A 26122-nucleotide genomic window follows, 5' to 3' on the forward strand; every position below is an offset into this window, starting at 1 on the left:
TACCGCGAGCAAATAACTCAATTCCCTGTTTTGCGTTTCCCATTTTAAGGAGATTTTTATGTTTCCCGTACCTGAACAGTTTTCAGCAGCAACCAAAGCCAATTTTGATGCGCAGCTTGCATTGATCACGACTTTGACTGGCAAAGCGTTTGAAGGTGTAGAGAAGTTCGTAGAATTGAATCTGAATGCAGCCAAGGCATCCCTGGAAGAATCCACAGCAAATACCAAACAACTGCTGAACGCAAAAGATGCACAAGAGTTCTTTTCTCTGTCTTCTTCGCAAGCACAACCAACAGCGGAAAAAGTATTGGCATATAGCCGTCATCTGGCCAACATTGCATCCATTACACAAGCTGAATTTACACACGCGGCAGAAGTACAAATTGCAGAAACTAATCGTAAAGTTCTCGCATTGGTAGAAGAAATCTCTAAAAATGCACCCGCTGGTTCAGAACAGTTTGTGACATTCGTCAAAACTGCAGTGAATAACGCCAACAGCGGCTATGAAAATTTGAGTAAAACAACCAAGCAGGCAGTTGAAGCCTTGGAAGCGAATCTGAACAATACAGTAACGCAAATTTCTGAGGCAACAAGCAAGGCGGCTCCACGCGCTGCAGCTAAAAAATAAATATCGCGAAAAAAACACAAAAGCCCCGTCAGATATCTGACGGGGCTTTTTATATGATGCGGCTTAAAGTGGATTACTCACCCAAATATGCAGCCTGAACTTTAGGATCATCCAGCATATCTTTCGCGTTACCACTCATCGTGATAGCACCAGAATCCATCACATAGCCGCGATGCGCTGCCTGTAAAGCAAGTTTAGCATTTTGCTCAACCAGCAAAATCGTCACGCCCTGTGCCGATACATTACGTACCACTTCAAAAATTTTCTCAACCATAATCGGTGACAAACCCATTGAAGGCTCATCCAGCAACAAAAGGTTAGGATGACTCATCAATGCACGTGCCATCGCCAACATCTGCTGCTCACCACCCGACAAAGTTCCTGCCAACTGTGCAGAACGCTCTTTCAAGCGAGGAAATACCGCATACCACTTGTCGATATCAGCATTGATGCCTGCTTTATCGTTGCGCGTATAAGCCCCCATCATCAGATTTTCATGAATGGTCATCCGGGTAAATACGCCACGACCTTCAGGAACCATTGCCAGATGATTCGTGACTAATTCAAAGGAGTTACTTCCACGAATGGATTTACCCATGTAGAAAATATCACCTTCGACCTTGCAACTTGGCAGAGTACCGGTAATTGCCTTCAAGGTTGTGGTTTTACCGGCACCGTTTGCACCAATCAGAGTAATCAACTCACCTTTATTGACTTCGAGATCAATTCCTTTAACGGCTTTGATACCACCATAAGCAACTTTCAGGTTGCTGATCTTCAATACATTCTCAGCCATTAGTGACCTCCTCCCAAATACGCTTCAATTACTGCCGGATTTTTTTGAATCTCTGCTGGTAAACCTTCTGCAATCGGCTTACCGTAATCCAACACGGTGAGTCTGTCGCATAAGCCCATCATTAATTTCACATCATGCTCAATCAGCAAAATCGTTTTACCTTCGGCCTTGATTTTGACCAGTAATTCACGTAATGCCAGTTTTTCAGTGGCATTCATACCGGCAGCAGGTTCGTCCAATGCCAACAGTTTCGGATCTGTTGCAAGCGCACGGGCAATCTCAAGTCGACGCTGATCGCCATAGGACAGAAATTTCGACGTACGATCCGCAAATTGTCCTATGCCAACAAAATCAAGCAGTTCTTGCGCACGGCGACGGATATCAGCTTCCTCTTTACGCGCAGCAGCATGGCGAAACACAGCGCCAAATACACCTTGATGTGTGCGGATATGACGGCCAACCATGACGTTTTCTAGCGCCGTCATTTCACCGAACAAACGAATGTTCTGAAAGGTTCTGGCAATTCCCGCCTTTGCCACTTCGTGAGGTGCCGAAGGGGAATAAGGCTTGCCATCAAGTTCAAATGTACCTGTATCAGGTTGATATAAACCGGTAATAACATTAAAAAATGTCGTTTTCCCTGCACCGTTGGGACCAATCAGGCCATAAATCTGGCCTTTCTTGATATTAATCCCAACATTCGAGAGTGCCTGCAAACCGCCGAAGCGTTTATTGGCACCTTCAATTTTCAAAATAGTCTGTTGAGTCATCTTGATCTTCCTTAAGCTGGCGCGTCATTCGTTTTGGTGATTCTGTCTTCATGCTTTGGTGCTGGCCACAAGCCAGCAGGGCGATTAAGCATAATGACAACCATAGTGAAACCGTACAGCAACTGACGCAGAACCTCTGCTTCAATCCAGACCTTACCAAAAATCAGATTCTGGACTGGCTCAACAATGTGACGCAACACTTCTGGCAATGCCGCCAGCAAAATTGCCCCCAGAATAACCCCTGGAATGTGCCCGATTCCGCCCAGCACTACCATAGCCAGGATAACAATCGACTCCATTAGTGAGAACGACTCTGGAGAAACAAACCCCTGGAAAGAAGCAAACATCGCACCCGAAACGCCACCAAAAGAGGCGCCCATTGAGAATGCCAACAATTTCACGTTACGTGTATTAATACCCATCGCTTTAGCAGCAATTTCATCTTCACGAATCGCTACCCATGCACGACCAAGACGGGAATGCTGTAAGCGAACAGAGACAATCACAATCGCAATGCACAACGTCAGGAACAAGAAGTAATACGCATTCACGGATGGCATACTGATACCAGCAAACTTCACAGTTGCGTTGGAACCTGCCTCACCCGCTAAGGAAACACCGAATACGCGGATAGGATCAATCATATTGATCCCTTGTGGACCGTTCGTGAAATTGATTGGGGAGTTCATGTTATTCATGAAAATACGAATAATTTCACCGAAGCCCAATGTCACGATTGCCAGGTAATCACCACGCAATTTCAGTGTCGGTGCGCCGAGCAACGCACCAAACAACCCTGCGATCGCTGCGGCAAACGGAACAATGACCCACACCGATAAATGAATACCATCTTTTGCAATTTCAGGACCGCATACCGCCATTAAAAAGTCGCCCACAACTGGGTAGTTATTGACGAACGACTCCAAAATAACAGCAAATTGCTGTGACCCAAAAATAGCCGCAAGATAGGCACCGACCGCATAAAAGGCGATATATCCCAGATCCAGCAGACCGGCAAAACCCACAACAATATTCAAGCCCAGCGCGAGCATGATGTAAAGCAGAGCAAAATCAATAATCCTGACCCAGGAATTACCAAAATTGGAAGCTAAGAATGGGAATAACACCAGAACCAGGCCAAGTACGGCAAAGCTCGCATACGCTTTGGCCGGATTAGCTTTTGTATCAAACATAGTCGACATTGATCTTCTCCTTAAGCACGATCAGCAACACGCTCACCCATGATGCCGGATGGACGCAATGTCAGCACAATAATCAAAACAACGAAGGCAAAAATATCTTGGTAATGACTTCCGAGGATACCGCCAGTTAGATCGCCGATATAACCTGCGCCCAAACTTTCGATCAGGCCCAGAATAATACCGCCCACCATCGCACCGTAAATATTGCCGATACCACCAAGAACAGCTGCTGAAAAGGCCTTCAAACCTGGAACAAAGCCCATGGCAAACTGTGCTGAAGAATAATTTGCAGCCCACATCACACCAGCGATCGCAGCTAACGCAGCACCAATCGCAAAAGTTGCGACGATTACTTTATTGGAGTCAACCCCCATCAGGCCTGCGACTCTTGGATTCTCTGCCGTTGCACGCATGGCTCGGCCCATTTTTGTTTTCTCAACCAGCAGCACTAAACTGACCATCGCAATAGTTGCCAATGCCAGCAACAATATTTGCGTCTGAGAAATAACTGCACCACCAATCTGCACGGGAGCAGAAGGCATCACGGCAGGGAAAGGAATCGGACTACGACCCCATATCATCATAGCAAATGTCTGTACCAGAATAGAGACACCGATCGCTGTAATCAACGGAGCGAGTCGTGGAGCATTACGCAAACGACGGTAAGCAACGCGTTCAATCAGCACATTGACAACGATACAAACCGGAATAGCACCCAGAATAGCGATAATCAATTGAACGATACCTGGCAGGTCAGGAGCGACGACGCCGAGTAATTTCAGTATGCTGAGGCCAGCCATCGCCCCCACCATCAAGACATCGCCGTGAGCGAAGTTAATCAGATTCAGCACACCATAGACCATGGTGTACCCCAAAGCGACCAGTGCGTACATGCTGCCAAGTACCAGGCCATTAATAATTTGTTGGATAAAGGTATCCATATTTTGCATCTCTCTTTATGAACGAATCGAAATTTTTACTACTTTAAAACGGCATATACTCGTTGAGTACATCCGCATCACTCAGCAAAAATCATTCCTGATAACAAAAGCGGCACCCAGAGGTAGGGTGCCGCTCGAGTTCAAACGCCTGCTATCCGAAAAGACGCGTCATCATATTGGGAGCAACGATAGCGTGATCGAAACACATGATAGAACTCTCCTCTGCAACTTTTGGTAAAAGCTTTTGTAATAGTTAAAATTATTAAGTACTTCGGCAAAGTGGGCGGGATTATACATAGTTTGTATTTAAATCAGTGGTATAAAAACCACCTCAAACTACGTATTTTCCACAATATTTTTTGACCGAAATACCGCTTTTGTTATCCGAACGAATGCCGGATTCAATTGTGCGACAATCTTAAACACGATATAGCAAAATAAAATATCGAAAACAGCAGGAAAGACAATTTTTTAATCTAACTTACGTCAGACTTATTGCAGCAATAAAAGAACGATTTATATCAATTCAAGCCTTTTGGCATAGGAAATGTTACATTTTCTTCCGCACCATCCATGATTTTGACGCTACGCGCACCCATTTCCTGCAACGCAGAGATGACATTCTGCACCAATATCTCCGGTGCAGATGCACCAGCAGTGACTCCTATGCGCCGGGCACTTGCAACCCAATCGGGATTGATTTGCGAAGCATTATCAACCATGTAAGCCGCGGCACCGATTTTTTTTGCCACTTCACGCAAGCGATTCGAGTTGGAACTGTTAGGACTACCCACCACCAGCACCACATCCACTTGTGGCGCCATGAATTTAACCGCCTGCTGACGATTAGTTGTTGCGTAGCAAATATCGCCTTTTTTAGGTTCACTGATATCAGGAAAACGTACTTTTAATGCAGAGATAATTTCTGCTGTATCATCCACAGATAAAGTTGTCTGGGAAACATAGGCAAGTAAATCGGGATTTTTCACTTGCAATCCAGCAACGTCGTCAATAGTTTCAACCAGATACATACCGCCATCTGACTGACCCATCGTCCCCTCCACCTCTGGGTGACCATGATGTCCAATCATGATGATCTCACGTCCTTCGCGGTGCATCTTTGCGACTTCTATGTGTACTTTAGTCACTAAGGGGCAAGTTGCATCAAAAATTTTCAGATTGCGCTGCTCTGCCTCCTGACGGACTGATTGAGCCACACCATGCGCAGAAAAAATGACAGTATTCCCAGAAGGAACATCTTCCAGATTTTCGATAAAAATAGCGCCCTTATTTTTTAAATCATTGACGACATAAGCATTGTGAACAATTTCGTGACGAACATAAATCGGTGCACCAAACTGCTTTAATGCCCGTTCAACAATTTCTATTGCTCTGTCAACACCAGCACAAAATCCCCTTGGTTGTGCCAGAAAGATTTCTTTTTCCATATTCACAGCTTATAAAATCCCGATAATTTTTGTTTCAAAAATAAGCACCTGTCCTGCCAAAGGATGATTGAAATCAAATAATCCTCCCTCATTGTCCATTGCACGCAAAATACCTGCAAAGCGCCCACCTGAGGGTGCTGCGAACTCAACCAGATCACCTATAACATATTGCTCACCAAATGCAGAATTCTCTTTCAGAGTCTGGATGGAAACTCGCTGTACGAGTTCTGGATTACGCGGACCAAACGCCTTTTCTGGAGCCAGCTCCTGCTTAACATGGGATCCCTCTTCCAATCCCATTAAAGAAGCTTCCAGTTCGGGTGCCAGTTGCCCGGTGCCCATTTGTAAAGTGGCGGGGCTCTCATTAAACGTACTGATGATGTCTTCTCCTGCAAGAGTAGAGAGACGATAATGCAAAGTAAGATAAGCGTCGGCTGTAACGACAGGTGTGGCAGAAGTTGACATAATTTCAGGCTTGAACAAATAAGCTAGTATTGTAAGTTGTATGTGGACTTTTGTTAGCGACTCCTCATACTATTTCTGTCAATGAGAGAGGTTTTATGGCAATTAACGATTGGCCTGAAGATCAAAGGCCAAGGGAAAGACTGATTAAATTTGGTGCAAATGCTCTTTCAGATGCCGAGTTACTTGCGGTATTTTTGCGCACTGGTGTTGCTGGAAAAAGTGCGGTCGACCTGGGAAGGGACATGATCACGGAATTCGGCTCACTGTCCAAACTTTTTTCGGCAAGCGTCACTGAGTTTTCTGCAATGCACGGGCTTGGCACAGCAAAATTTGCACAATTACAAGCGGTGCTTGAATTGGCCAAAAGAGCTATTTCAGAAGAGCTGCAAAATAGTTCTTCATTATCGTCACCACAAGCCGTCAAAAATTACCTGCAGTTACTCATAGGACACAAGTCATATGAGTCATTTGCTGTTTTATATCTTGATGTTAAAAACCGATTAATCAGCTCCCAGGAATTATTTCGTGGAACGTTGGATCACGCCAGCGTCTATCCAAGAGAAGTGCTTAAAAGCGCGCTTCAACATAATGCAGCCTCGATTATTCTGGCACACAACCATCCATCGGGATCATCCGAACCTAGCAGCGCAGACATACAACTGACCAAAACATTGAAACAGGCGTTAGCGTTGATTGATATTCGTGTGCTTGATCATTTTATTATTGCAAACCCGCATGTTTACTCGTTTGCGGAGCATGGCATGATCTAAAAAATCAAATTGTTAAATTTAACAAAATAAAAAGACACAATTGTTTTTCACAAGTCATTGATATTTCACGATTTTTTGTATACACTCTTATTTTTTCCAATTTCGGAAACTATTAAGGAGTTAATCATGGCACGTGTCTGCCAAGTGACTGGGAAAGGGCCAATGGTTGGCAACAACGTTTCCCACGCTAATAACAAAACAAAACGTCGCTTTTTGCCTAACCTGCAAAACCGTCGCTTTTTCGTAGAATCAGAAAACCGTTGGGTTTCTCTGCGTTTGTCTAACGCTGGTCTGCGCGTCATTGACAAAGTCGGCATCGATGCCGTTTTGGCTGACCTGCGCGCTCGCGGCGAAAAAGTTTAAGCTAAACTATTGTTAGGAAAATATCATGGCTAAATCTGGTCGCGACAAAATCAAGCTGGAATCCACTGCCGGCACTGGTCACTTCTACACAACCTCCAAAAACAAGCGCACTATGCCTGAAAAAATGGAGATCATGAAGTTTGATCCTAAAGCACGTAAGCACGTTATCTACAAAGAAACCAAAATTAAATAATTTTGATTTTTTGTCAAAAAGCTCTGCATTTATCGCAGAGCTTTTTTTTCGCCCATTACTTTGCCAATTAACTTTCCTGCTCATGCAAAGGCAAACGACAGCATCCAATTACTTAACTTAACAATACAACGAAACCAGAGCAGCGCTAGAACACAGGCACTCGGCTATCAACATCGTCCTGCAACCTAACGATGCATGTCAGCTGATATTAAGATAAATATAAAAAATGGCGCATATAGCGCCATTTTTTACTGCGAATATTACGTATCACGAGTAAGTACGCAAGCGAAGGGAAAAATCATGTAAAGTCTGAATCCCTGAAGCCTCTGCACGGGTACACCAATCCTGTAACTGATGAACGAGTTGCTCACGACTTACGGTAGAGCGCTCCCAGATCAAGCCTAATTCAACACGCATGTCATGCATGGTTTTCAGTGCGGCGCTGTGTGCAAGCACTTCTGATAACTGCTGCTGTTGAGGAGCTTCCAGCTTGGTTGGCTCGCGCTGCAACAGCTTTCTTGCCGATTTCAGTTTGTCTGCTTCGAATTGTGCTTTTTGCTTCAGAAGCACAACTTCATCACGCCAGGTAAGACGCAAGGACTTTGCATACTTGGCCATCACGTCATAGCGATTCGTAATAACAGCCTGCAAAGTTTCCATATCAATTACCGCCTTCACATGGGCAAATTTTGGCTCTGGCGCGACTTTCTTTACTTTTGCCAGCCCAACAATTTCCATACAGCGAATATATAACCAACCAATATCGAATTCATACCACTTCGAAGACAATTTAGCTGATGTACCAAACGTGTGGTGGTTGTTATGCAGCTCTTCACCACCAATCAAAATCCCAATAGGAAAGATGTTCGTCGATGCATCAACGCAATCATAATTACGATATCCCCAATAGTGACCAATGCCGTTAATGATGCCGGCTGCTGTCACAGGAATCCACATCATCTGCACGGCCCATACAGTCACACCAATGACACCAAACAGCAAGACGTCAACGATCAACATTAATGCAATCCCCTGCCAGCTGAAACGTGTATACAAATTGCGCTCAATCCAGTCGTCAGGAGTGCCGTGACCATACTTTTGCATGGTTTCAAGGTTTTTGCACTCTGCCCGATATAGCTCAGCACCTTGAGTCAATACTTTTTTAATACCGCGAGTCACGGGACTATGTGGATCTTCTTCCGTTTCACATTTGGCATGGTGCTTGCGATGGATCGCAGCCCACTCTTTGGTTACCTGACCTGTCGTCAGCCAAAGCCAGAAACGAAAAAAATGACTTGGAATTGCATGTAATTCCAGAGCGCGATGCGCCTGACAACGGTGCAGGAAAATAGTTACGCTGGCGATCGTAATGTGCGTGACAACCATTGTAAAAATAAATACCTGCCACCCAGTGGCGCGAGTAATACCATTAGATAAAAAATCTACTACCGTTTCTATAAAAGTGTTCAAAATGACATGTACTCCGTTGTTATTGACGGTATCTCACCAGATATCGTCTTGAAATAGCTACTGATATTTTTTGGCATTGTACGCTGTTTTAGTATCAGAAATTTGATTCCGGCATCACGCATCTGGTTTTTTCTCTGACTCTGGAGTCACTTGGTGAAGCAAAGTCACCACGCGTTGTGCATACGGCAAATTAATTTCGTGCTCCTGCAGGACCTGCCATAGCGCACGGTTCACAGCAGACAATACATTCGTTTTCCCATTTTCTGGGTCGACAATCCAAAATCCGACACGCAACTCCAAACCATCTGCACCAAATTTCATTAAAAAAGCGGAAGGTGCAGGAGTTGTTGCAACCCTTTCAACCGTCGCCACTGTTGCAGCTAACAGCGGCAACAAATGCTCGATGTCTGTTTGATAGCCAACCGTGAGATCGGTAGACATAGCAACGGTGCGGTCTGTTAATGAGTAATTTTGTACTGGTGAAGAAACCAGCATTTCGTTCGGAATCACAGACTCTCCGCCATCAAGCCCCTGCAACACCGTATAGCGAGTATTAATTTGCGTAACGCGTCCATTAAATTTATCGACAGAAATCATATCTCCGATGGACATGCTGCGATCAAGCAAAATAATGAATCCCGAGACATAACTGCTGGTGATTTTTTGCAAGCCAAAACCAAGACCAACCCCCAGAGCACCGCCAAATACAGACAAAACAGTCAGATCGATACCAACGATACTCAGGCTAATCAGTATTGCGAGCAATATCAGCAATGCCCTGCCAACACGGGATAACACAACTTTTAATGAAGAATGCATATTCGGCAACAACATCAGGCGCGCTTCTAATGCGGCACTCGCCCACATTGCCACGACCAGCGTCACAATGACCGATACAGTTGCTTGCAAGATAATCGATAATGAAACTTTATTTCGCCCTATTGGCAATACCGTCTCATCAAGGACACTAAACAGTTCCTGCCAAAGTCCGGTAAAGTGAAGAACAACACCTAACCAGACCAATCCTGCAAACAGTTTTTCAAAAATAGCGAGGAAGTTGCCGATGACACCATCCCGTGCAAACGTTTGTCTGACAATATAAAAACCAAATCGTATCAACGCCAAAGAACCGGTAATAGGAAAAAGCAGCGTCAGTAAATGCGTATGCTGCCATTTCCCTAAAATCGCTTTGGCGATCACCAAAAACAGTAATGCCAGCGATGGCGTCAATACTCGATAAAAGCTCTCTACGCCAAGTTTGATGACGCCTCGGTCAGATTGATCACGAGCAAACATGCTACGCAACAAACGCGCGACATACCAGGCCAGGCCAAAGCAAATAAGCACGGTGCCGATCTGCCACAAAAAGCTGGGCTCGCGCAAATCGTCGGACAAATCAGAAAATAGGCTGGCGAGTAAGGGAGTACTCATATGCAAGGCTTCAAATGTCGGGATATCTGCTCTATGCCATTCACATAGAGCAGATGAATGAATTTATTTTTGACGTTCCAGAATGGCCGCAAAAAATCCATCTGTGTGGTGAATATGTGGGTATAACTTGAGGTAATCCCCCATTTCAAGTGGAATTTTTTGTTCCGCCAGCACCTGAGAAACAGGAATCAATGCGAAGTCAGGATGTTCTGCCAGAAATGCCTGTACGATGCCTTCATTTTCCTCATCCAGAATACTGCATGTCGCATAAACCAGTCGGCCACCGGCCTTCACCATCCGGGATGCACTGGCAAGAATAGATGCTTGTTTGACATTCAACTCAGCAACACCCTCTGGTGTCTGGCGCCATTTCACATCGGGATTTCTACGCAAAGTTCCTAATCCGCTGCAAGGAGCATCGACTAAAACGCGATCCAGTTTTGCCGCAAGACGTTTAATTTTCGCATCTTTCTCATGAGCAATAACGACCGGATGGACGTTCGACAAACCGCTTCTGGCAAGACGCGGCTTTAATTTTGCCAGACGTTTTTCAGAAATATCAAAGGCATACAAACGTCCCGTATTTCTCATCAGCGCGCCAAGCGCCAAGGTTTTACCGCCGGCACCAGCGCAAAAATCTGCCACCATCTCACCACGACGTGCGCCGACCAGTTGAGCCAAAAGCTGACTACCCTCATCTTGTACCTCAATGGTGCCATCTTTAAACAACGGTAAATTCTGAATTGAAGGCTTTTTAATCACTCGCAAACCCGTCGTAGAATACGGTGTCGGCTCAGCCAGGATAGGTGCTTGCGCCAATACAGCAATTACCTCATCACGCTGACCTTTAATCGAATTCACTCGCAAATCCAGAGGAGCGGGTGTATTCAAGGATTCCGCTAACTGTAATGCCTGAGCCTCACCGAAACTGGCGTATAGTTTTTCCCATAACCATGCTGGCACGTTGGCCTTCATGAGCACAGGCAAATGTGAGCGATCAATTTCCATAACGCGTTGCAACCAAGCTGTTTCGTCTTCAGTCAGACCACCAAGAGCATCGATGCCAGCAGCATCAGCTAAGCCTAACAAAGTCAAACGACGCATAGAAGAGCCGGAACCGGACTCGGCAAAACTGGTATAGACAGATTTATTTCTCAACAAACCGTAAATACTTTCGGCAATCACACCACGTTCGCGCGATCCAAGTCGTGGATGCTCACGAAAATAACGGGACAAAGTACCATCTGCAGGGCCTGTAAAACGTAAAATCTCACGCAAGACTTCTTCCGTGTGACCAATGATGGCTGGGGGTAATCTCATACTACTTCCTTCAGAATTCTATATTGACCAGAAATTGGTCTGATTTATTGGCTGATGCGTACACGTTGATCAACAATACTCAACTTACCTTCAATAAACTGGCGCACCGCCCAAGGATAAATAATGTGTTCCTGTAGCAGAACGCGCTTTGCAAGGGACTCTTCAGTGTCGTCGTCATGCACTGGTACTGTTGCCTGAGCAACTATGGGGCCGTGATCCAGTTCTGCTGTCACAAAATGCACAGTGACGCCATGTACTTTCACGCCAGCATCCAATGCCTGCTGGTGCGTATTTAAACCAACAAAACTTGGCAACAAAGATGGATGGATATTCAACATACGACCAGCATAATGATCAACAAAGCCAGAAGTCAGGATACGCATAAAACCAGCTAAGACCACTAAATCAGGCGCAAATTCATCAATCTTTGATTGCAATGCAGTGTCAAATGCATCACGGCTGGAAAATTCCTTGCTGACAACAACAGCGGTTGGAATACCTTTGCTGGCGGCATACTGCAAACCCGTTGCATCAGTCCGATTACTAATAACGGCAGCAATATTGACTGGCCATTTCTGTGCAAGCGATGCGTCAATAATCGCCTGCATGTTGCTGCCACGGCCGGAAATGAGGATAACAATCTTTTTCATGGCGGCATTGTACCGCTGTCGGAGGGTAAGCCCCAAATAAAAATGCCGGCAAGTGCTGACCGGCATTCTGTCGAATCAGTCAGTAGAGTGTTACTCAAAGGAGTAAAACACCCTGAAAGCAACTTTTCTCTCTGCCCAGTATTCGGCTGCATCGCGAAACACGTCAAGCAATGTTTCTCTGGCTTCTTTATCAAATTTTGGTGTGTTGGGTAACTGCTCTAATACGACAACAAAGCCAGCCTGAGGGCCGGCATTATGAATCATATCTGTCAGACAATCAAAAAGCGCATCAAAATTCTTCCCAAAATGTTTTGGAAAACCAAACGATGCCGCGATTTTCCCCAATACTTGCTGCTTGGTTATCGCATCAAGGCAATAAGCATACAAAAAATGCTGTCCAAGCATAGCAGCTTCTGCCTGCAAATCCAGAACCTGAAACGCACGAATGGACTGCACGACATTAGGTGCCACTGTGGTCAACAAACTCATCTCCCCCTCTGGTCGCGAAAGCATCATTGTTCTTTGATACGTCTGAAAGACTGATAATGATCGCCAGTGTAATAATATTCACCCGAACTGGCTGGATTACCACCAGCAATAATACGACGGGCACCACGATTTTTAGCCCGCGGAGTCTCTACCGTATATTCATGGTAGTAACCACGCTTCTGTTTTGGCAAACGTGCTTCGTAATTACCAAAGACAACACCGTCTTTTTCATACCGGAAAGGCCCACCTTGTTTAATCAATACCAAAGTAGTTTGTGCTTCCCGGGGTAGATCTGCTAGATAGACAAATTGCGCGTCATTATTGTCTTTAGCGGAAACGATGGCTGCGAATAAGCCAAGCGCCAGAAATACCAGCCATTTTTTAAAAAATGTTGGATTGATCATGTCATTAAGACCACACAGAGAGATGCCCAAAGCGTAGAGTACCGTTTTGTCGCTATGGAATCAACTATCATTGCTTATAAAGCAATGATAGTTGATTGGTATTACGCAGCCTGTGGCATGAAAAAATTCAGCACATCCGATTGCCTGGCCCTGGTATCAGCACGTCCTAAAGCAATCAATTCTCTAGTGTAGCTAGCCTCAAACAGCAAGTAGGATGCCAGCGCCGAACCACGCGCCTCTGTTGCGCCTATACCACCCAGCATCGTCCTGACAGGTAGGGGTAAGCTGTGAATGTGACGGCTGGCAATATCATCCAGACGTAACGAAGGTGCGATCACTAATAGATCAATTGGACGCAAAGGTGTTTTTTCCAACAATTCCGACGGCAGCATTGATAAGGTTTTATTAATCCGCATCAATCTTTCGATATCTACCGCAAGGCTATCTAAGAAAATACTCGACAAAGCATGACCTGCAATCTGCGCCAGACTCGGATAACGAGACTCACTTGTATGCGTTGGTGAGGGTTCGGTAAGGCGTCCAGCACCGACAATCAGTACTCGTTTCGCCCCCAGGTGTATCGCCGGAGAAATCGGTGCCAGCTGCCTCATGGAACCATCGCCGCAATATTCCATATTGCCCCCCCAATTTAACGCTACCGCAGGGAAAATAAAGGGGATGGCAGATGACGCCAGCAAATGCTGCACACTGATGAAATCACGTTGCGCGAGACGCTGACTTCTCACCCATGGTTCAATATCAGCCAATGTCTGATAAAAAGTCAGATGTTGTCCCAGGGAATAAGACGATGCAGTCACGGCAAGAGCCTGCAAACTACCATTCATCAATGCTGCATCCAGCTGGGGCAGATCCAGCATACGGCTTAATAACGCCTCCAGGGGAGAGTTATCCAGCAATGAATTGGGGGGTGATTTACGCCATTTGTTTAACAACCACCCAAAAGACCATAACGACAACCAGCGCGCGCCGCTACGTATGACGCCAAGTGAATCTGAACGATAGACTTGCGCGGCCTCAAAGTTTTCCCAAATTTGCAGCATGTCGCCGACAGCGTTCTGAAAATGATCCGCGCCACAAGCAAGCGCGGTAGCATTAATCGCACCTGCCGAAGTACCACAAATAATGCCAAATGGATTCGCTGAAGTATCCCAACCCGCTTCTTGCAAAATCATGGAAATTTCGCTCAACACCCCAACCTGATACGCGGCTCGCGCACCACCGCCAGTCAAAATCAGACCAGTTGCAGAATTGTTGTTCATTCGTGTCCGAAAAAAAGGGCAAATTGATATTTGCCCTAGTGTATTGGTTCAACTATCACTTGTCATGCTGCACAGCATCGTAATGCAGCAATCACAAGGAGAATTATTTCGGCTGCATACGGATTGCGCCATCCAAACGAATAGTTTCGCCGTTCAGCATGACATTTTCGATGATCGATTGCGCCAGCTGCGCGTATTCTGCTGGCTTACCAAGACGTGGTGGAAACGGTACCATTTTACCCAAGGCATCCTGCACTTCTTGCGGCATACCGAGCAACATTGGTGTTTCGAAAATACCTGGAGCAATCGTCATCACCCGGATGCCGCTACGTGACAAGTCACGTGCCATTGGCAAGGTCAGACCGACTACTGCTGCTTTCGATGCGCCATATGCTGCCTGACCAATCTGACCATCATAAGCCGCAACTGATGCCGTATTGATGATCACGCCACGCTCGCCTTGCTCTGTCGCGTCTGTTTTACCCATCGCATCCGCGGCGAGGCGGCACATATTGAATGTACCGATCAGGTTAATATTGACCACGCGCTGAAATACGTCTAATGGATGTGGGCCATCTTTACCAACGGTTTTAATCGCAGGGGCTACACCGGCACAATTGACCAGACCACGCAAAGTACCCATCGCAGTTGCAGCCGCGACCACAGCAAGGCCATCCGCTTCCGATGTCACATCACATTTCAAAAACTTGCCACCCAATTCTGCAGCCAGCTTCTCGCCCGCCTCTACCTGCACATCCGCGAGAACGACCTTGCCACCTTGAGCAACGATCATTCTTGCGGTAGCAGCGCCAAGACCGGAGGCACCACCTGTGATAATAAATACATTGTTCTGGATTTGCATTTTCTGTTTCTTTCAGTTGGAATGGAAAATTAAGTCTGAAGCTCGATCAATTTACTAGCGACACCAATGATAAACATGTCAACGACGTTTGCCTGATATGAATCACAAATTTTACTGATATGTGACGTTTACGTAAACGTCACATTTTAGCGCTCTCATCATTTTTCTGGCAAGTATCTTGCATTGCAGAATACCGCAGCTTCAATTTCACGCAGATCAACGCTTCGTCCTAGCAACTTACAAAGACACTTTACTTGCAAAACCTGACACAAAATTGTCCTGACAAAGCAATACAAGCTTCCTGTTTTTTGGGAAATTTCGATTGAAAGTGATGTTCGTTTCGCCCGCGGACAAGATATGCCCCGGAACCTTGACTACTACATGGCTACCCAGGCAGTCGGTGCTTGCACGGAATGCCTGGGACTCCTGCAACAAGAGCCATAAAGCAACTGCAGCAGTTTTGCACAAGCCCTGACTTGATTACAAACCCATTTATTGCACTTGGATGGCAGTGATTGGCGATATTACTGTGCGAGGCAGCAAGACCCCTGCTGTAGGAGCAGACATGTTAAGTGCATGAGTGCGGCTATTCCCAATCAAAGGTCCATTGGCGGGTAACAATGGCACGAGTAATAAAGCAACGATATTAATAATTTTAATCAATGGGTTAATCGCCGGTCCCGCGGTATCTTTGTATGGGTCGCCCACCGTGTCACCAGTCACAGCCGCTTTATGCGCATCCGACCCCTTGCCGCCGTAATGACCATCTTCTATATATTTTTTGGCATTGTCCCAAGCTCCGCCACCGGTAGTCATTGAAATGGCGACAAACAAACCTGTCACAATCGTTCCCATCAATAGCCCGCCCAAAGCAGCGGGGCCTAGCAATAGCCCGACCAGAACAGGCACAATGACGGGTAATAACGAGGGCAAGATCATTTCCTTGATGGCGGAGGTGGTCAGCATATCAACTGCTTTGTCATACTCTGGCTTACCACTGCCATCCATAATGCCTTTGATATCCCGGAACTGGCGACGAACTTCGACCACGACCGCGCCTGCGGCTCGCCCTACGGCCTCCATTGCCATCGCACCGAATAAATAAGGAATGAGTCCACCAATAAATAAACCGACGATCACTTGGGGATTAGATAAATCAAATGAGGTACTTTTCCCTGCGGTGTCCAGCGCGTGGGTATAGTCAGCGAACAAGACCAGCGCGGCAAGGCCAGCTGAACCAATCGCATATCCTTTGGTGACGGCTTTGGTAGTATTGCCGACGGCATCAAGCGGATCGGTGATGGCACGTACAGAAGGTGGCATCTCTGCCATCTCAGCGATACCGCCAGCGTTATCTGTAATGGGGCCATACGCATCCAGAGCTACCACAATGCCCGCCATTGATAGCATGGATGTTGCAGCAATCGCAATGCCGTACAAACCAGCTAAGGCATACGACGAAAGAATGGCAGCACATACTGCGAGCACCGGCCAGGCAGTTGATTTCATCGACACGCCTAATCCGGCAATGATATTGGTACCGTGACCGGTAGTTGATGCCTCGGCGACGTGTCGTACGGGTTTAAAATCTGTGCCGGTATAGTATTCGGTGATGTACACCATGAGTCCGGTAAGAACAATCCCAACCAGAGCAGAACCAGCCATCTGGTAACGCATGGCATCGTCACGCCATACCAGCCAGGTAACAATAAGAAATCCAATAAACGATAAACCAGCAGTCCACCATAAACCGGTGTAAAGAGCAGACATGATTTTTTTACCGGGTATCGCTTTGACCATCGAGCATCCAACGATGGATGCCAGAATAGATACCGCACCAAGTAACAGCGGATACACGATCGCTTCTGTCACGGCATTAGTCATCAATAATGCCCCGAGCAGCATCGTCGCGATCAGCGTCACGACATAGGTTTCAAACAGATCGGCAGCCATGCCAGCACAATCACCCACATTGTCACCGACATTGTCCGCAATCACTGCCGGATTACGCGGATCGTCTTCGGGAATACCTGCTTCAACTTTCCCGACCAGATCAGCACCTACGTCGGCACCTTTAGTAAAAATACCGCCACCCAAACGGGCAAAAATCGAAATCAGCGAAGCGCCGAATGCCAAGCCAATCAGAGGTTTGATGACATCATGCTGATTCAACGTATAGCCCAGTCCATGAGGTGCCGAAACAGTCAGTATCCAGTAAAAAATGCTGACGCCAAGTAACCCCAGCCCCACTACCAGCATACCGGTAATAGCACCACCACGGAACGCAACATTCAGCGCTTCGTTCATGCCCAGCGTTGCGGCTTGCGCCGTACGTACATTGGCACGGACAGAAACATTCATCCCTATAAAACCACAGGCACCAGACAGCACCGCTCCAATCAGAAAACCACTTGCAGTAATCATCCCTAATCCAGGAACCGCAGCAATCGCCACAAACAACACCACCCCTACCATGGCGATGGTCCGGTACTGCCTTGCGAGATAGGCTGCAGCGCCCTGCTGTATGGCCGCTGCGATTTCCTGCATGCGCGCGTTACCAGCGTCCTGCTTCAGAATCCATTGACGCGAGATCAGTCCATATACGACGGCGATGATGCCGCAAGCGATAACAAACCAGAGACTTGTTGCCATGATGACTCCTCCAATGGTGATGGAATTGCCTCTCATCACAGACTGATAACAACGCCGTTGCATGATGAAACGACATCTCAGAATCGGAAAAGCATTTCCTTAGGGAATGCAGGCTCAGATCTGCCGGCAATCAGATAACGACAAAGTAAAGCAAGAACACGTATTCATCACGCGCGATAAAAACCATTATGTTCTATCACCACACGCGATGAAGCCAACGTACTGACACCTTATCCGTTGCCCTTATTGGAGAAAATATGGTCAGAGCTGACCAAAAGAAAAGCGGACAATGTTGTCCGCTTTTTATTTTACTATTCGCTCAGCGCTGTGAATGCTGCGTCGCGTATTGCTTCCACTGCACCGACACCAGCAATTTTGCGGTATTTTGGCGCACCTGGCTGACCAGATTTTGCCCAGTCGCCGTAATATCCGACCAGTACTTCTGTTTGTTCGTGATAAACAGACAGGCGTTTTTTCACGGTTTCTTCCTTGTCATCGGGACGCTGCACCAGTTCTTCGCCAGTAACGTCATCTTTACCTTCCACTTTCGGTGGATTGTATTTGACGTGATATGTACGACCTGAACTGGTATGCACACGACGACCACTCATACGATCAATGATCACTTCATCAGCCACATCAATTTCAAGCACATAGTCAATCGCAACACCAGCTTCCTTCATCGCATCCGCTTGTGGAATCGTCCGTGGAAAACCATCGAACAGATAACCGTTGGCGCAGTCATCTTGTTTCAGTCTGTCTTTGACCAGACCAATGATGATGTCATCAGAAACCAGTCCACCGGCATCCATCACTTTTTTAGCTTCCAAACCTAATGCTGTACCTGCTGCAATGGCAGCACGCAACATATCACCAGTCGAAATCTGTGGAATATTGAATTTTTCCTTGATGTAATTCGCTTGAGTACCTTTGCCGGCACCCGGCGCTCCCAACAAAATAAGACGCATTTTATTTCCTAAGACGAGTTTGAATAATGAATTTTTTTACATGCTCTCGCCAGCGACAAAGAAAGCTGAACATTGGAGTTGACTGAGATACATGCTGAATTTTTTTCGTTTTATTTTTGTGACTACAATTTGCTTTTCTTCTTTTTGTAGTAATAACACAGTTTCTTTTCACGAAACTTACCACAATTTTTTATATTCTTGATGCTTTACCACTGATGAGATTGACGCAAAAAAAGAAATTTACTGATTTTCAGCAAAAAATCGACGGACTCTCTGTAAGTCTTCCAGTGTATCCACGCCAGGCGCCGGACTCGACGCTGTCACATGCACCGCAATTGCGTAGCCGTGCCAAAGTACACGTAGCTGCTCCAGAGCCTCGATTTGCTCAAGCGGGGACACCGCCAATTCAGGATATTTTTTTAAAAAATCGTTGCGATAGGCATACAAACCGATGTGCCTCAGAGGCGCATATCCTTCGGGAAATTGTTGCCGACTGACAGCAAAGGCATCGCGATGCCAGGGAATCGTCGCTCGCGAAAAATACAAAGCACGTCCCGATTTATCCAGCACCACCTTGACGACGTTTGGATTGAAGCCATCTTCCACATCGTGCAGAGGATGTGCAGCGGTCGCCATTGGCACCTGCTGGTTGACCAGCGATGCAGTCGCCGCGATCAGAGCAGGATCAATCAGGGGCTCATCTCCCTGCACATTGACAATCACAGCATCATCGGGCAAGTGCATGCCAGCAGCGACCTCGGCAATACGGTCAGTACCAGACGGATGATCGGCGCGAGTCATGCATACCGGAATGCCATGAGCCTCACAGGCAGCAACGATATCCTGATGATCCGTTGCAACCATGATGGCGCTGGCACCGGATTGCAACGCACGTTCTGCGGTGCGGACGACCATTGGTTTGCCACCGATGTCGGCAAGTGGCTTGTCGGGCAAGCGACTGGATGCCAGACGCGCCGGAATAATGGCAATAAAACTCATTGCATCTCCTGCTTATCTAACTTATTTGGCTTCGACTTCTTCTGCACTCAGACTGCGCGCCTGATCGGCCCACATGATAGGAATATCGTCCCGAATGGGAAATGCCAGTTTATCGCCGTGGCAAATCAGTTCTTGGGTAGCTTTTTTATAGACCAAGGGTCCTTTACACAAAGGACAAACCAATACATCAAGCAAGCGCGCTTCCATGCTTTTTCTCCGAAATTTTCTGTATGAGGGTGGCAGCAAAATGCGTATCAAGGTGTGCATCAACAGGCACAACCCAGATGCGGGGATCATTTTGCAAATGCGCAATCTGCCGACATTTTACTGCATCCTTTTCGGTGATCAGAATGCAATCCACATTCAGCGCACTAAATACGTCGGCATTAAATGCGTAATGATCAGGCAAAGGCATCGCAAAAAAGGTCAGGCCAGCCTGTGTCAACATATCAAAAAAACGTTGTGGATGGCCTATACCAGCCGCGGCGCACACACGCTTTGAGGACCAATAAGTCAGTGTTTGTTGCTGCTGAGGATGCATTAACTGGTAGGTTCGCGTTGCCCGCAATTCCATGCGGATTGCAGCATCGGAAACACCAGGAACAGATGACACTGACACATCAGGCGTCGCGTTGAGCACAGTAAAATCACGACGACGCTCTACCGGCTCGCGCAAGGGACCCGCTGGCAACATCCATCCATTACCGACACCGCGCTTGTCGAACAATACAATTTCAATGTCACGGCCCAACGCATAGTGTTGCAGCCCGTCGTCTGCAATCAATACATCTGTCTCAGGATGTGCCGCCAGCAAACAACGTGCTACTGCAACCCGATCACGCCCAACGGCTACAGGGCAGCCAGTACGCTCAGCCATCAACAGAGGTTCATCCCCCACTACTGCGGCAACCGACGACGCATCCAGGAGCGTTACGCCTTCTGCGCTGGCAGCATATCCACGCGAAATCACCGCAGGATGCAGGCCGGCATCTTTGAGTTGCTGTACCAGCCAGATGACCAATGGTGTTTTACCGGTGCCGCCGATAAAAATATTGCCAACGACAATCACCGGTATCTCCAGCTTGGTTATGGCCTTATAGCCAAGCACGAACAAACCAAAACGAAAACCGACAATAAACCGGAATAAAACAGACAATGGCCACAACAAAACAGCGACTGGTCCACGCGTCTGCCAGGCACGTAACAACAGTGTTTCCAACCAGATACGCATGAATCTCCAGGTACAAAAGAAATCGGGGAGTACAGATACTCCCCTATAGTATGATAATCACTTGCCTGTTCGCCCAGATAAAACCAGCACAAGAGCTCAGAGAAACCAGATACTCCCCCATTCCCAGCTCATAAGCCCGGTGTATATGGCGGGTATCCGCGAACATCTGCTAGCATTCATTGCTGGCAGCATTGTTTGTCAGTATCGAGTACTGACCATTATTTTGACTGTGCAGATGTCTGGGCTGCAAAAGTAACTTTTGCCAGACCTGCAATCCTCGCTGCTTCCAGCACATCAATCACAGATTGGTGTGTTGCTGCGCGATCAGCATTAATAATCACCACCGGATCACGCTGCTCAGTCTTTGCGCCATCAAGATTCCCAGCTGCACGCTTCAAATCCTGCGCTAGGGTGGCAGTATCAAGATACGACACTGGTTGATTATTAATTTTATAACGACCTTGCGCATCAATACCGATATCAATCTGATTCGGCTTATCTTGCGCCTTTTCAGCATCCGCAGTCGGCAATGTGATCTGTAATTCAGTAAAACGACTATAAGTCGTTGTGACCATCAAAAAAATCAGAATGACCAGCAATACGTCAATAAAAGGGATCAGGTTGATTTCAGGTTCTTCCCTGCCCCTGCCTTTACGAAAATTCATAGTTACTTCCTGGCGCTGTGCACAACATCAACAAACTTGACCGCCTGCTGCTCCATGTCGACGACCAAACTATCGACCAGAGCGCGAAAATGGCGATAAGCCACCAGTGCTGGCATTGCGATCAACAGACCAAACCCTGTGTTATACAAAGCGACAGAAATACCGTGCGCCAGTTGCGCCGGATTCGCACCGGTTGCCGTCTGCGAGCCAAAAATCTCAATCATCCCGACCACCGTACCAAACAAACCCATTAAAGGAGCCAGAGAAGCAATGGTGCCCAGCGTTGTCAAAAACCGTTCCAGTTCATGCGCAACTGCCGCGCCTGCTTCTTCAATCGATTCTTTCATGACCTCACGCGGGGCGTTCACATTCCGCAAACCCGATGCCAACACTTTTCCCAAAGGCGAATTGCCCGCTAATTGTTCAATCACTTCCTGTTTGACCTTGCCGGCCTGATATACGCGGATCACTTCATCGAGCAATGTCGATGGCAAAATCTTACTTCTGTGCAGGGAAAAAGTACGTTCAATGATCAACGTCAGCGCAATCACTGACGAAATCAGTAACAAATAAATAGGCCAGCCAGCGGCTTGAATAATGGAAAACAAATTAGCTCCTTAAAGATTCCCGGATTCAACCCCGCAATGTAGCGCGTTGTTAGCCTGCGGGCAAGAGTAGATCATAGAAATGTCGGCAGTCTGCTGTATGTGCGATGTTTTGCACAAATTCTGTGCGCAAAACTGTGGATAAGTCCGTTGACTCTGCTTAAGCTTATGATTTTATTCAAGTTTATGGATTAGCTTAAGTTTTAGGCAGCCACATTTATTGTCTTAAATATCATTTATCTTACTGATGAGCTGGGCATTTCTGCACATTTTATGTGGACAAGATTGTGCACAATGCCCGCCTTACTCGCTAAGTAATTGATTTATATACTTATTTTATTCAAGCTTAAAAATGAGGCAAATCCTCTTTTTATGTCGATGACGACATCAATTCTGATCGACAAGCATAGACCGTGTATAAGTCAGGTGGTTTTGCACATATTATGTGGACAAGATTGTGCAGAATCTGAAGAAGAGCAGATAAGCTGCTGATTTTAATGAATATTAATTCAATGCTTAAAAAACAGGCAAACAGCTATTTTTTGCATGAAACGTGACAAATGCCGGGTTGAAAGTAGTTTAATGACAACAAACAAGATACCCTCATTGGATAACTCGGAGTTTTTACACAAATTTTGTGGATAACCATGTGAAAAACACGGAGGTATCAAGTTAAGCGTTTGATTTTAAAGTATATTTATTCCGTGCAAAAGATTTAAGCAATCACCTGTCTCGTAAGCAACCCTTTGATAGCGGCATGAATAGAAGGCAATCACTGTGAGTAATCTCTATTTTTTGCACATTTGCTGTGGACAAGATTGTGCAAAAACTGCTTAAAGCAGGATAAGTAATTGATTTTAATCATTATTTAACTTCTGCTCAAAAAACAGGCAAAGTACTATTCTTTATAAACTACCAATAACATCTGGAAATTACGCACATTTTCTGTGGATAAGTTTGTGTACAACCACCTATAACAACGTAGAACATCTTGATTTGAAAGGAAATTATCATTCTACTCAACTCTCTTGCAGAGCATTTTTCAATACAAATCAATCACTTAGCGCAATGACTTTCATTTCTTTTGACATATTCACCGGACGGTGACATCCTGACGCCCCATTCTCGCCTCTGTGGACAGCTTTTGCGCCGTTAAGCCTTATGAATATTGAATATCGCCAGACAAACCCTGTATCCATGCCTTCCGTCATCACTGTTTCAGCGCTAAACCAAGCGGTGGCACAGTTATTGGAACGAAACATACCGCTGACATGGATATCTGGCGAGATTTCTAATTTCACCCGGGCAACTTCAGGGCATTGGTACTTCACGCTGAAGGATGCGGGGGCACAAGTGCGTGCCGTCATGTTCAGAGGGAGAGCGCAATATGCTGATTTTATGCCGCGTGAGGGCGATAAGGTCGAGGTTCGCGCTACGGTCAGCTTGTATGCCCCCCGGGGGGATTATCAAATCAATGTCGAAGCCATCCGACGTGCCGGCATGGGCAACTTGTATGAGGCCTTTCTACAATTAAAAGCTCGCCTGCAGGCTGAGGGCTTATTCGACCCAGAACGCAAACGCCCGATTCCACGCTTCGTCAAATCAATCGGTATCGTCAGTAGTCCACAGGCTGCTGCATTGCGCGATATTCTGACTGCATTACAGCGCCGGACACCGCACATCCATGTGATTCTGTATCCCACGCCGGTTCAGGGAGACGGTGCTGCAAACAAAATTGCGCAAGCGATTGCCACCGCGTCTGCCCGTGAGGAATGCGATGTGTTGCTAGTGTGTCGAGGTGGAGGCAGTATTGAAGACTTATGGGCATTCAACGAAGAAGTTGTTGCCCGCACCATTAGTCATTGCGCAATGCCAGTCATCTGTGGAATAGGCCATGAAACCGATTTCACCATTGCTGATTTTGTGGCCGATATCAGAGCAGCTACGCCAACTGCAGCCGCAGAACTGGCTGCAACACCACAAATAGAATGGCTGGAAAGTCTGCAGCAGACACAAGTGCACCTGGCACGCAGCATACAAAGAAAATTATCGAATCAATATCAAACTCTGGATTGGATGAGCAGGCGCCTGATCAGTCCGCTCAATGCGATTCAGTCCAAGCGCGAAAGGCTTCATGCAGCAGCGCAGCGCATGCGCTATGCAATTGCGATGCCTCGTCACAAGGCACAGTCGCAGCTGACACAGTTACAAACGCGTATCCGGGCACAACGTCCAGATGTCAATTCGACACGTAACATGCTGGTCGACATGCAACGCAGATCTGGTATGGTCCTGGAACAACAAATCAGCAGATACAGACATGCCTTGAGCCATTCCCAGGCACAGCTGGATATGCTCAATCCTCAGCGGACGCTGGAACGCGGCTATGCGATCCTGACCAACGCCAAAGGTAAGCTGGTGCGCTCACAAAAGGATTTACAGCCCAATAGCCTGATCAAGGTACGATTAGCCGACGGTATCACGGAAGTAGGTATCAGCAGCGTGCAGGCGACGCTGGATTCGTAATCTGAAAAGAGGTACTTAAAGGATGTGCTTAAAAGAAGTACTGAAAAGAGAGACTAGTTACGGCCTCTCTTCCAATTTTTCATACGTTATGCATAACGTATGACAGAAAATACGATCACGCTCGTCACCAGAACAGTGAAGTCCCGGCGACATAGACATTTGTGCTGTTTAGCATTGTGCTGTTTGGCGTACTGCTGCGTACTATTCACAAGGTCAGCAAGATCGACAATTAATTCGCTTTGTAGAACAAATAATCAGCCTGATACTTGACTAATTTCTTCGCACCAACGTTATCCGCAGCACAACTATCAGACGGCGCAATGCCACCAACTGTATTCAGACGCTGGATATAGGCAATATCTGTCATCGCACCATTACCGGTAGAGGGATTAGCTTTGACCAGTTGCAAAGGAATGGCCGTCGCCGCGCCCGGAGCCACTGCTACCTGCTTTCCAGTCACTTTGCTGCCATCATTTGACTCCCATGTAGGGCCGCCATAGTATTTGCCGACGACCTTGCCAGCCTTATCGGACAAAACGGCATTCGGACCAGCAAAGGCCCACTCATAAGCGCCAGGCATCGCGGCCTTGACACGGCATTCATATGTCAGGTCACCGGCACCGACAGCAACCATAACCAGCTTGTGTCCGCCTGGCACCGTCACCGCTGCGGGTGCCTCAGGAACCTTCATAGCGGAACTGCAGGCAGCCAGAGCAATAACCATGGACGTACTGGCGAGTAAGCGGGATGCTGTGTTCATTCAAATCTCCTGAAAATAATAAATAAATATGACGTCAAATTGGCTTGAAATTAAGCACCGTCATATAGTCATACGTCCGCGGATAGAAAACGGATTCAGGTAATTGAATATATTTTTATTTGCTCAGTTACCGCACCGATCAAGTTTGATGAAAAATACATGATGAATAACAAAACGGCATTCAAGCGCATAAAAAAATGCCTACATTTTTTGAAAATCATCACAAAGCTGCAC

Annotated in this window: 26 protein-coding genes and 1 pseudogene; 5 read left to right on the forward strand and 22 right to left on the reverse strand. The window is 46.6% G+C overall.

Annotated elements, in window-relative coordinates; all coding sequences use genetic code 11:
- The first annotated feature begins 58 nt into the window (after positions 1-58).
- Entirely contained in the window at positions 59-628 is a 570-nt protein-coding gene (locus ACO0LB_RS08645) for a phasin family protein (protein ID WP_423048495.1), read from the forward strand.
- Between the two features lie 73 nt (positions 629-701).
- Here the strand turns inward: ACO0LB_RS08645 and ACO0LB_RS08650 are convergent, their stop codons facing one another.
- From ACO0LB_RS08650 to ACO0LB_RS08675, 6 genes are all read right to left on the reverse strand, one after another.
- Entirely contained in the window at positions 702-1424 is a 723-nt protein-coding gene (locus tag ACO0LB_RS08650; protein ID WP_423048497.1) for an ABC transporter ATP-binding protein, read from the reverse strand.
- Positions 1424-2194 (reverse strand): ABC transporter ATP-binding protein, encoded by a 771-nt coding sequence (locus ACO0LB_RS08655; protein WP_423048499.1) that lies wholly within the window; start codon positions 2192-2194, stop codon positions 1424-1426. The genes ACO0LB_RS08650 and ACO0LB_RS08655 overlap by 1 nt, the downstream gene beginning before the upstream one ends.
- Before the next feature lie 11 nt (positions 2195-2205).
- Positions 2206-3396: an ABC transporter permease subunit gene (locus tag ACO0LB_RS08660; RefSeq protein WP_423048501.1), complete on the reverse strand. Its 1191-nt coding sequence runs from the start codon at positions 3394-3396 to the stop codon at positions 2206-2208.
- A gap of 11 nt (positions 3397-3407) precedes the next feature.
- Positions 3408-4337 (reverse strand): branched-chain amino acid ABC transporter permease, encoded by a 930-nt coding sequence (locus ACO0LB_RS08665; protein ID WP_423048503.1) that lies wholly within the window; start codon positions 4335-4337, stop codon positions 3408-3410.
- 521 nt (positions 4338-4858) lie between these two features.
- Positions 4859-5785, reverse strand: coding sequence for a 4-hydroxy-3-methylbut-2-enyl diphosphate reductase (gene ispH, locus ACO0LB_RS08670; RefSeq protein ID WP_423048505.1), 927 nt, complete (start codon positions 5783-5785; stop codon positions 4859-4861).
- Positions 5786-5794: 9 nt separating this feature from the next.
- Positions 5795-6250 carry an FKBP-type peptidyl-prolyl cis-trans isomerase gene (locus ACO0LB_RS08675; RefSeq protein WP_423048507.1) on the reverse strand — a complete coding sequence of 152 codons (456 nt, stop codon included), beginning with the start codon at positions 6248-6250 and terminating at the stop codon, positions 5795-5797.
- 95 nt (positions 6251-6345) lie between these two features.
- Between ACO0LB_RS08675 and radC the strand changes: the two genes are divergently transcribed.
- From radC to rpmG, 3 genes are all read left to right on the forward strand, one after another.
- Complete coding sequence (gene radC / locus ACO0LB_RS08680; protein ID WP_423048509.1) at positions 6346-7020, forward strand: RadC family protein; 675 nt, start codon at positions 6346-6348, stop codon at positions 7018-7020.
- A gap of 126 nt (positions 7021-7146) precedes the next feature.
- Positions 7147-7383, forward strand: coding sequence for a 50S ribosomal protein L28 (rpmB, locus tag ACO0LB_RS08685; protein WP_162021243.1), 237 nt, complete (start codon positions 7147-7149; stop codon positions 7381-7383).
- 25 nt (positions 7384-7408) lie between these two features.
- Entirely contained in the window at positions 7409-7576 is a 168-nt protein-coding gene (gene rpmG, locus ACO0LB_RS08690; RefSeq protein ID WP_110257750.1) for a 50S ribosomal protein L33, read from the forward strand.
- Between the two features lie 267 nt (positions 7577-7843).
- On the opposite strand, the gene ACO0LB_RS08695 is transcribed toward rpmG, so the two are convergent.
- From ACO0LB_RS08695 to ACO0LB_RS08765, 15 genes and pseudogenes are all read right to left on the reverse strand, one after another.
- Complete coding sequence (locus ACO0LB_RS08695; RefSeq protein ID WP_423048511.1) at positions 7844-9046, reverse strand: DesA family fatty acid desaturase; 1203 nt, start codon at positions 9044-9046, stop codon at positions 7844-7846.
- 114 nt (positions 9047-9160) lie between these two features.
- Entirely contained in the window at positions 9161-10477 is a 1317-nt protein-coding gene (locus ACO0LB_RS08700; protein ID WP_423048513.1) for a mechanosensitive ion channel family protein, read from the reverse strand.
- 63 nt (positions 10478-10540) lie between these two features.
- Complete coding sequence (locus ACO0LB_RS08705) at positions 10541-11797, reverse strand: RsmB/NOP family class I SAM-dependent RNA methyltransferase (protein WP_423048514.1); 1257 nt, start codon at positions 11795-11797, stop codon at positions 10541-10543.
- Between the two features lie 44 nt (positions 11798-11841).
- Positions 11842-12447 (reverse strand): phosphoribosylglycinamide formyltransferase, encoded by a 606-nt coding sequence (gene purN / locus ACO0LB_RS08710; protein WP_423048516.1) that lies wholly within the window; start codon positions 12445-12447, stop codon positions 11842-11844.
- A 90-nt stretch (positions 12448-12537) separates the two neighbouring features.
- Positions 12538-12957: pseudogene (locus ACO0LB_RS08715) on the reverse strand (barstar family protein); the annotation flags it as partial.
- 2 nt (positions 12958-12959) lie between these two features.
- Positions 12960-13340 carry a ribonuclease domain-containing protein gene (locus ACO0LB_RS08720; RefSeq protein ID WP_423048518.1) on the reverse strand — a complete coding sequence of 127 codons (381 nt, stop codon included), beginning with the start codon at positions 13338-13340 and terminating at the stop codon, positions 12960-12962.
- A gap of 101 nt (positions 13341-13441) precedes the next feature.
- Positions 13442-14620, reverse strand: a complete 1179-nt coding sequence (locus ACO0LB_RS08725) for a patatin-like phospholipase family protein (protein WP_423048520.1) — start codon at positions 14618-14620, stop codon at positions 13442-13444.
- Between the two features lie 103 nt (positions 14621-14723).
- Positions 14724-15482 (reverse strand): 3-hydroxyacyl-CoA dehydrogenase, encoded by a 759-nt coding sequence (locus ACO0LB_RS08730; RefSeq protein WP_423048522.1) that lies wholly within the window; start codon positions 15480-15482, stop codon positions 14724-14726.
- A gap of 492 nt (positions 15483-15974) precedes the next feature.
- A complete protein-coding gene (locus tag ACO0LB_RS08735; RefSeq protein WP_423048524.1) occupies positions 15975-18134 on the reverse strand; it encodes a sodium-translocating pyrophosphatase in 2160 nt (719 codons plus the stop codon).
- A gap of 311 nt (positions 18135-18445) precedes the next feature.
- Positions 18446-19102 (reverse strand): adenylate kinase, encoded by a 657-nt coding sequence (gene adk / locus ACO0LB_RS08740; RefSeq protein WP_423048526.1) that lies wholly within the window; start codon positions 19100-19102, stop codon positions 18446-18448.
- A gap of 240 nt (positions 19103-19342) precedes the next feature.
- Positions 19343-20101 (reverse strand): 3-deoxy-manno-octulosonate cytidylyltransferase, encoded by a 759-nt coding sequence (kdsB, locus tag ACO0LB_RS08745; protein ID WP_423048528.1) that lies wholly within the window; start codon positions 20099-20101, stop codon positions 19343-19345.
- A 21-nt stretch (positions 20102-20122) separates the two neighbouring features.
- On the reverse strand, positions 20123-20308 hold the full coding sequence (locus tag ACO0LB_RS08750; RefSeq protein WP_423048530.1) for a Trm112 family protein: 186 nt from the start codon (positions 20306-20308) through the stop codon (positions 20123-20125).
- Positions 20289-21332, reverse strand: coding sequence for a tetraacyldisaccharide 4'-kinase (gene lpxK / locus ACO0LB_RS08755; RefSeq protein WP_423048532.1), 1044 nt, complete (start codon positions 21330-21332; stop codon positions 20289-20291). Before lpxK ends, ACO0LB_RS08750 begins: the two co-directional genes overlap by 20 nt.
- 218 nt (positions 21333-21550) lie before the next feature.
- Complete coding sequence (locus ACO0LB_RS08760; RefSeq protein ID WP_423048534.1) at positions 21551-21997, reverse strand: ExbD/TolR family protein; 447 nt, start codon at positions 21995-21997, stop codon at positions 21551-21553.
- 2 nt (positions 21998-21999) lie between these two features.
- On the reverse strand, positions 22000-22605 hold the full coding sequence (locus ACO0LB_RS08765; protein ID WP_423048536.1) for a MotA/TolQ/ExbB proton channel family protein: 606 nt from the start codon (positions 22603-22605) through the stop codon (positions 22000-22002).
- Positions 22606-23763: 1158 nt separating this feature from the next.
- Between ACO0LB_RS08765 and xseA the strand changes: the two genes are divergently transcribed.
- Positions 23764-25128, forward strand: coding sequence for an exodeoxyribonuclease VII large subunit (xseA, locus tag ACO0LB_RS08770; protein WP_423048538.1), 1365 nt, complete (start codon positions 23764-23766; stop codon positions 25126-25128).
- A 229-nt stretch (positions 25129-25357) separates the two neighbouring features.
- On the opposite strand, the gene ACO0LB_RS08775 is transcribed toward xseA, so the two are convergent.
- Positions 25358-25888, reverse strand: a complete 531-nt coding sequence (locus ACO0LB_RS08775) for a DUF3455 domain-containing protein (RefSeq protein WP_423048540.1) — start codon at positions 25886-25888, stop codon at positions 25358-25360.
- Positions 25889-26122 lie beyond the last annotated feature (234 nt).

Origin of the sequence: Undibacterium sp. SXout7W, from assembly GCF_049339385.1 — a bacterium.
In the GTDB taxonomy this organism is placed as follows: domain Bacteria; phylum Pseudomonadota; class Gammaproteobacteria; order Burkholderiales; family Burkholderiaceae_D; genus Undibacterium.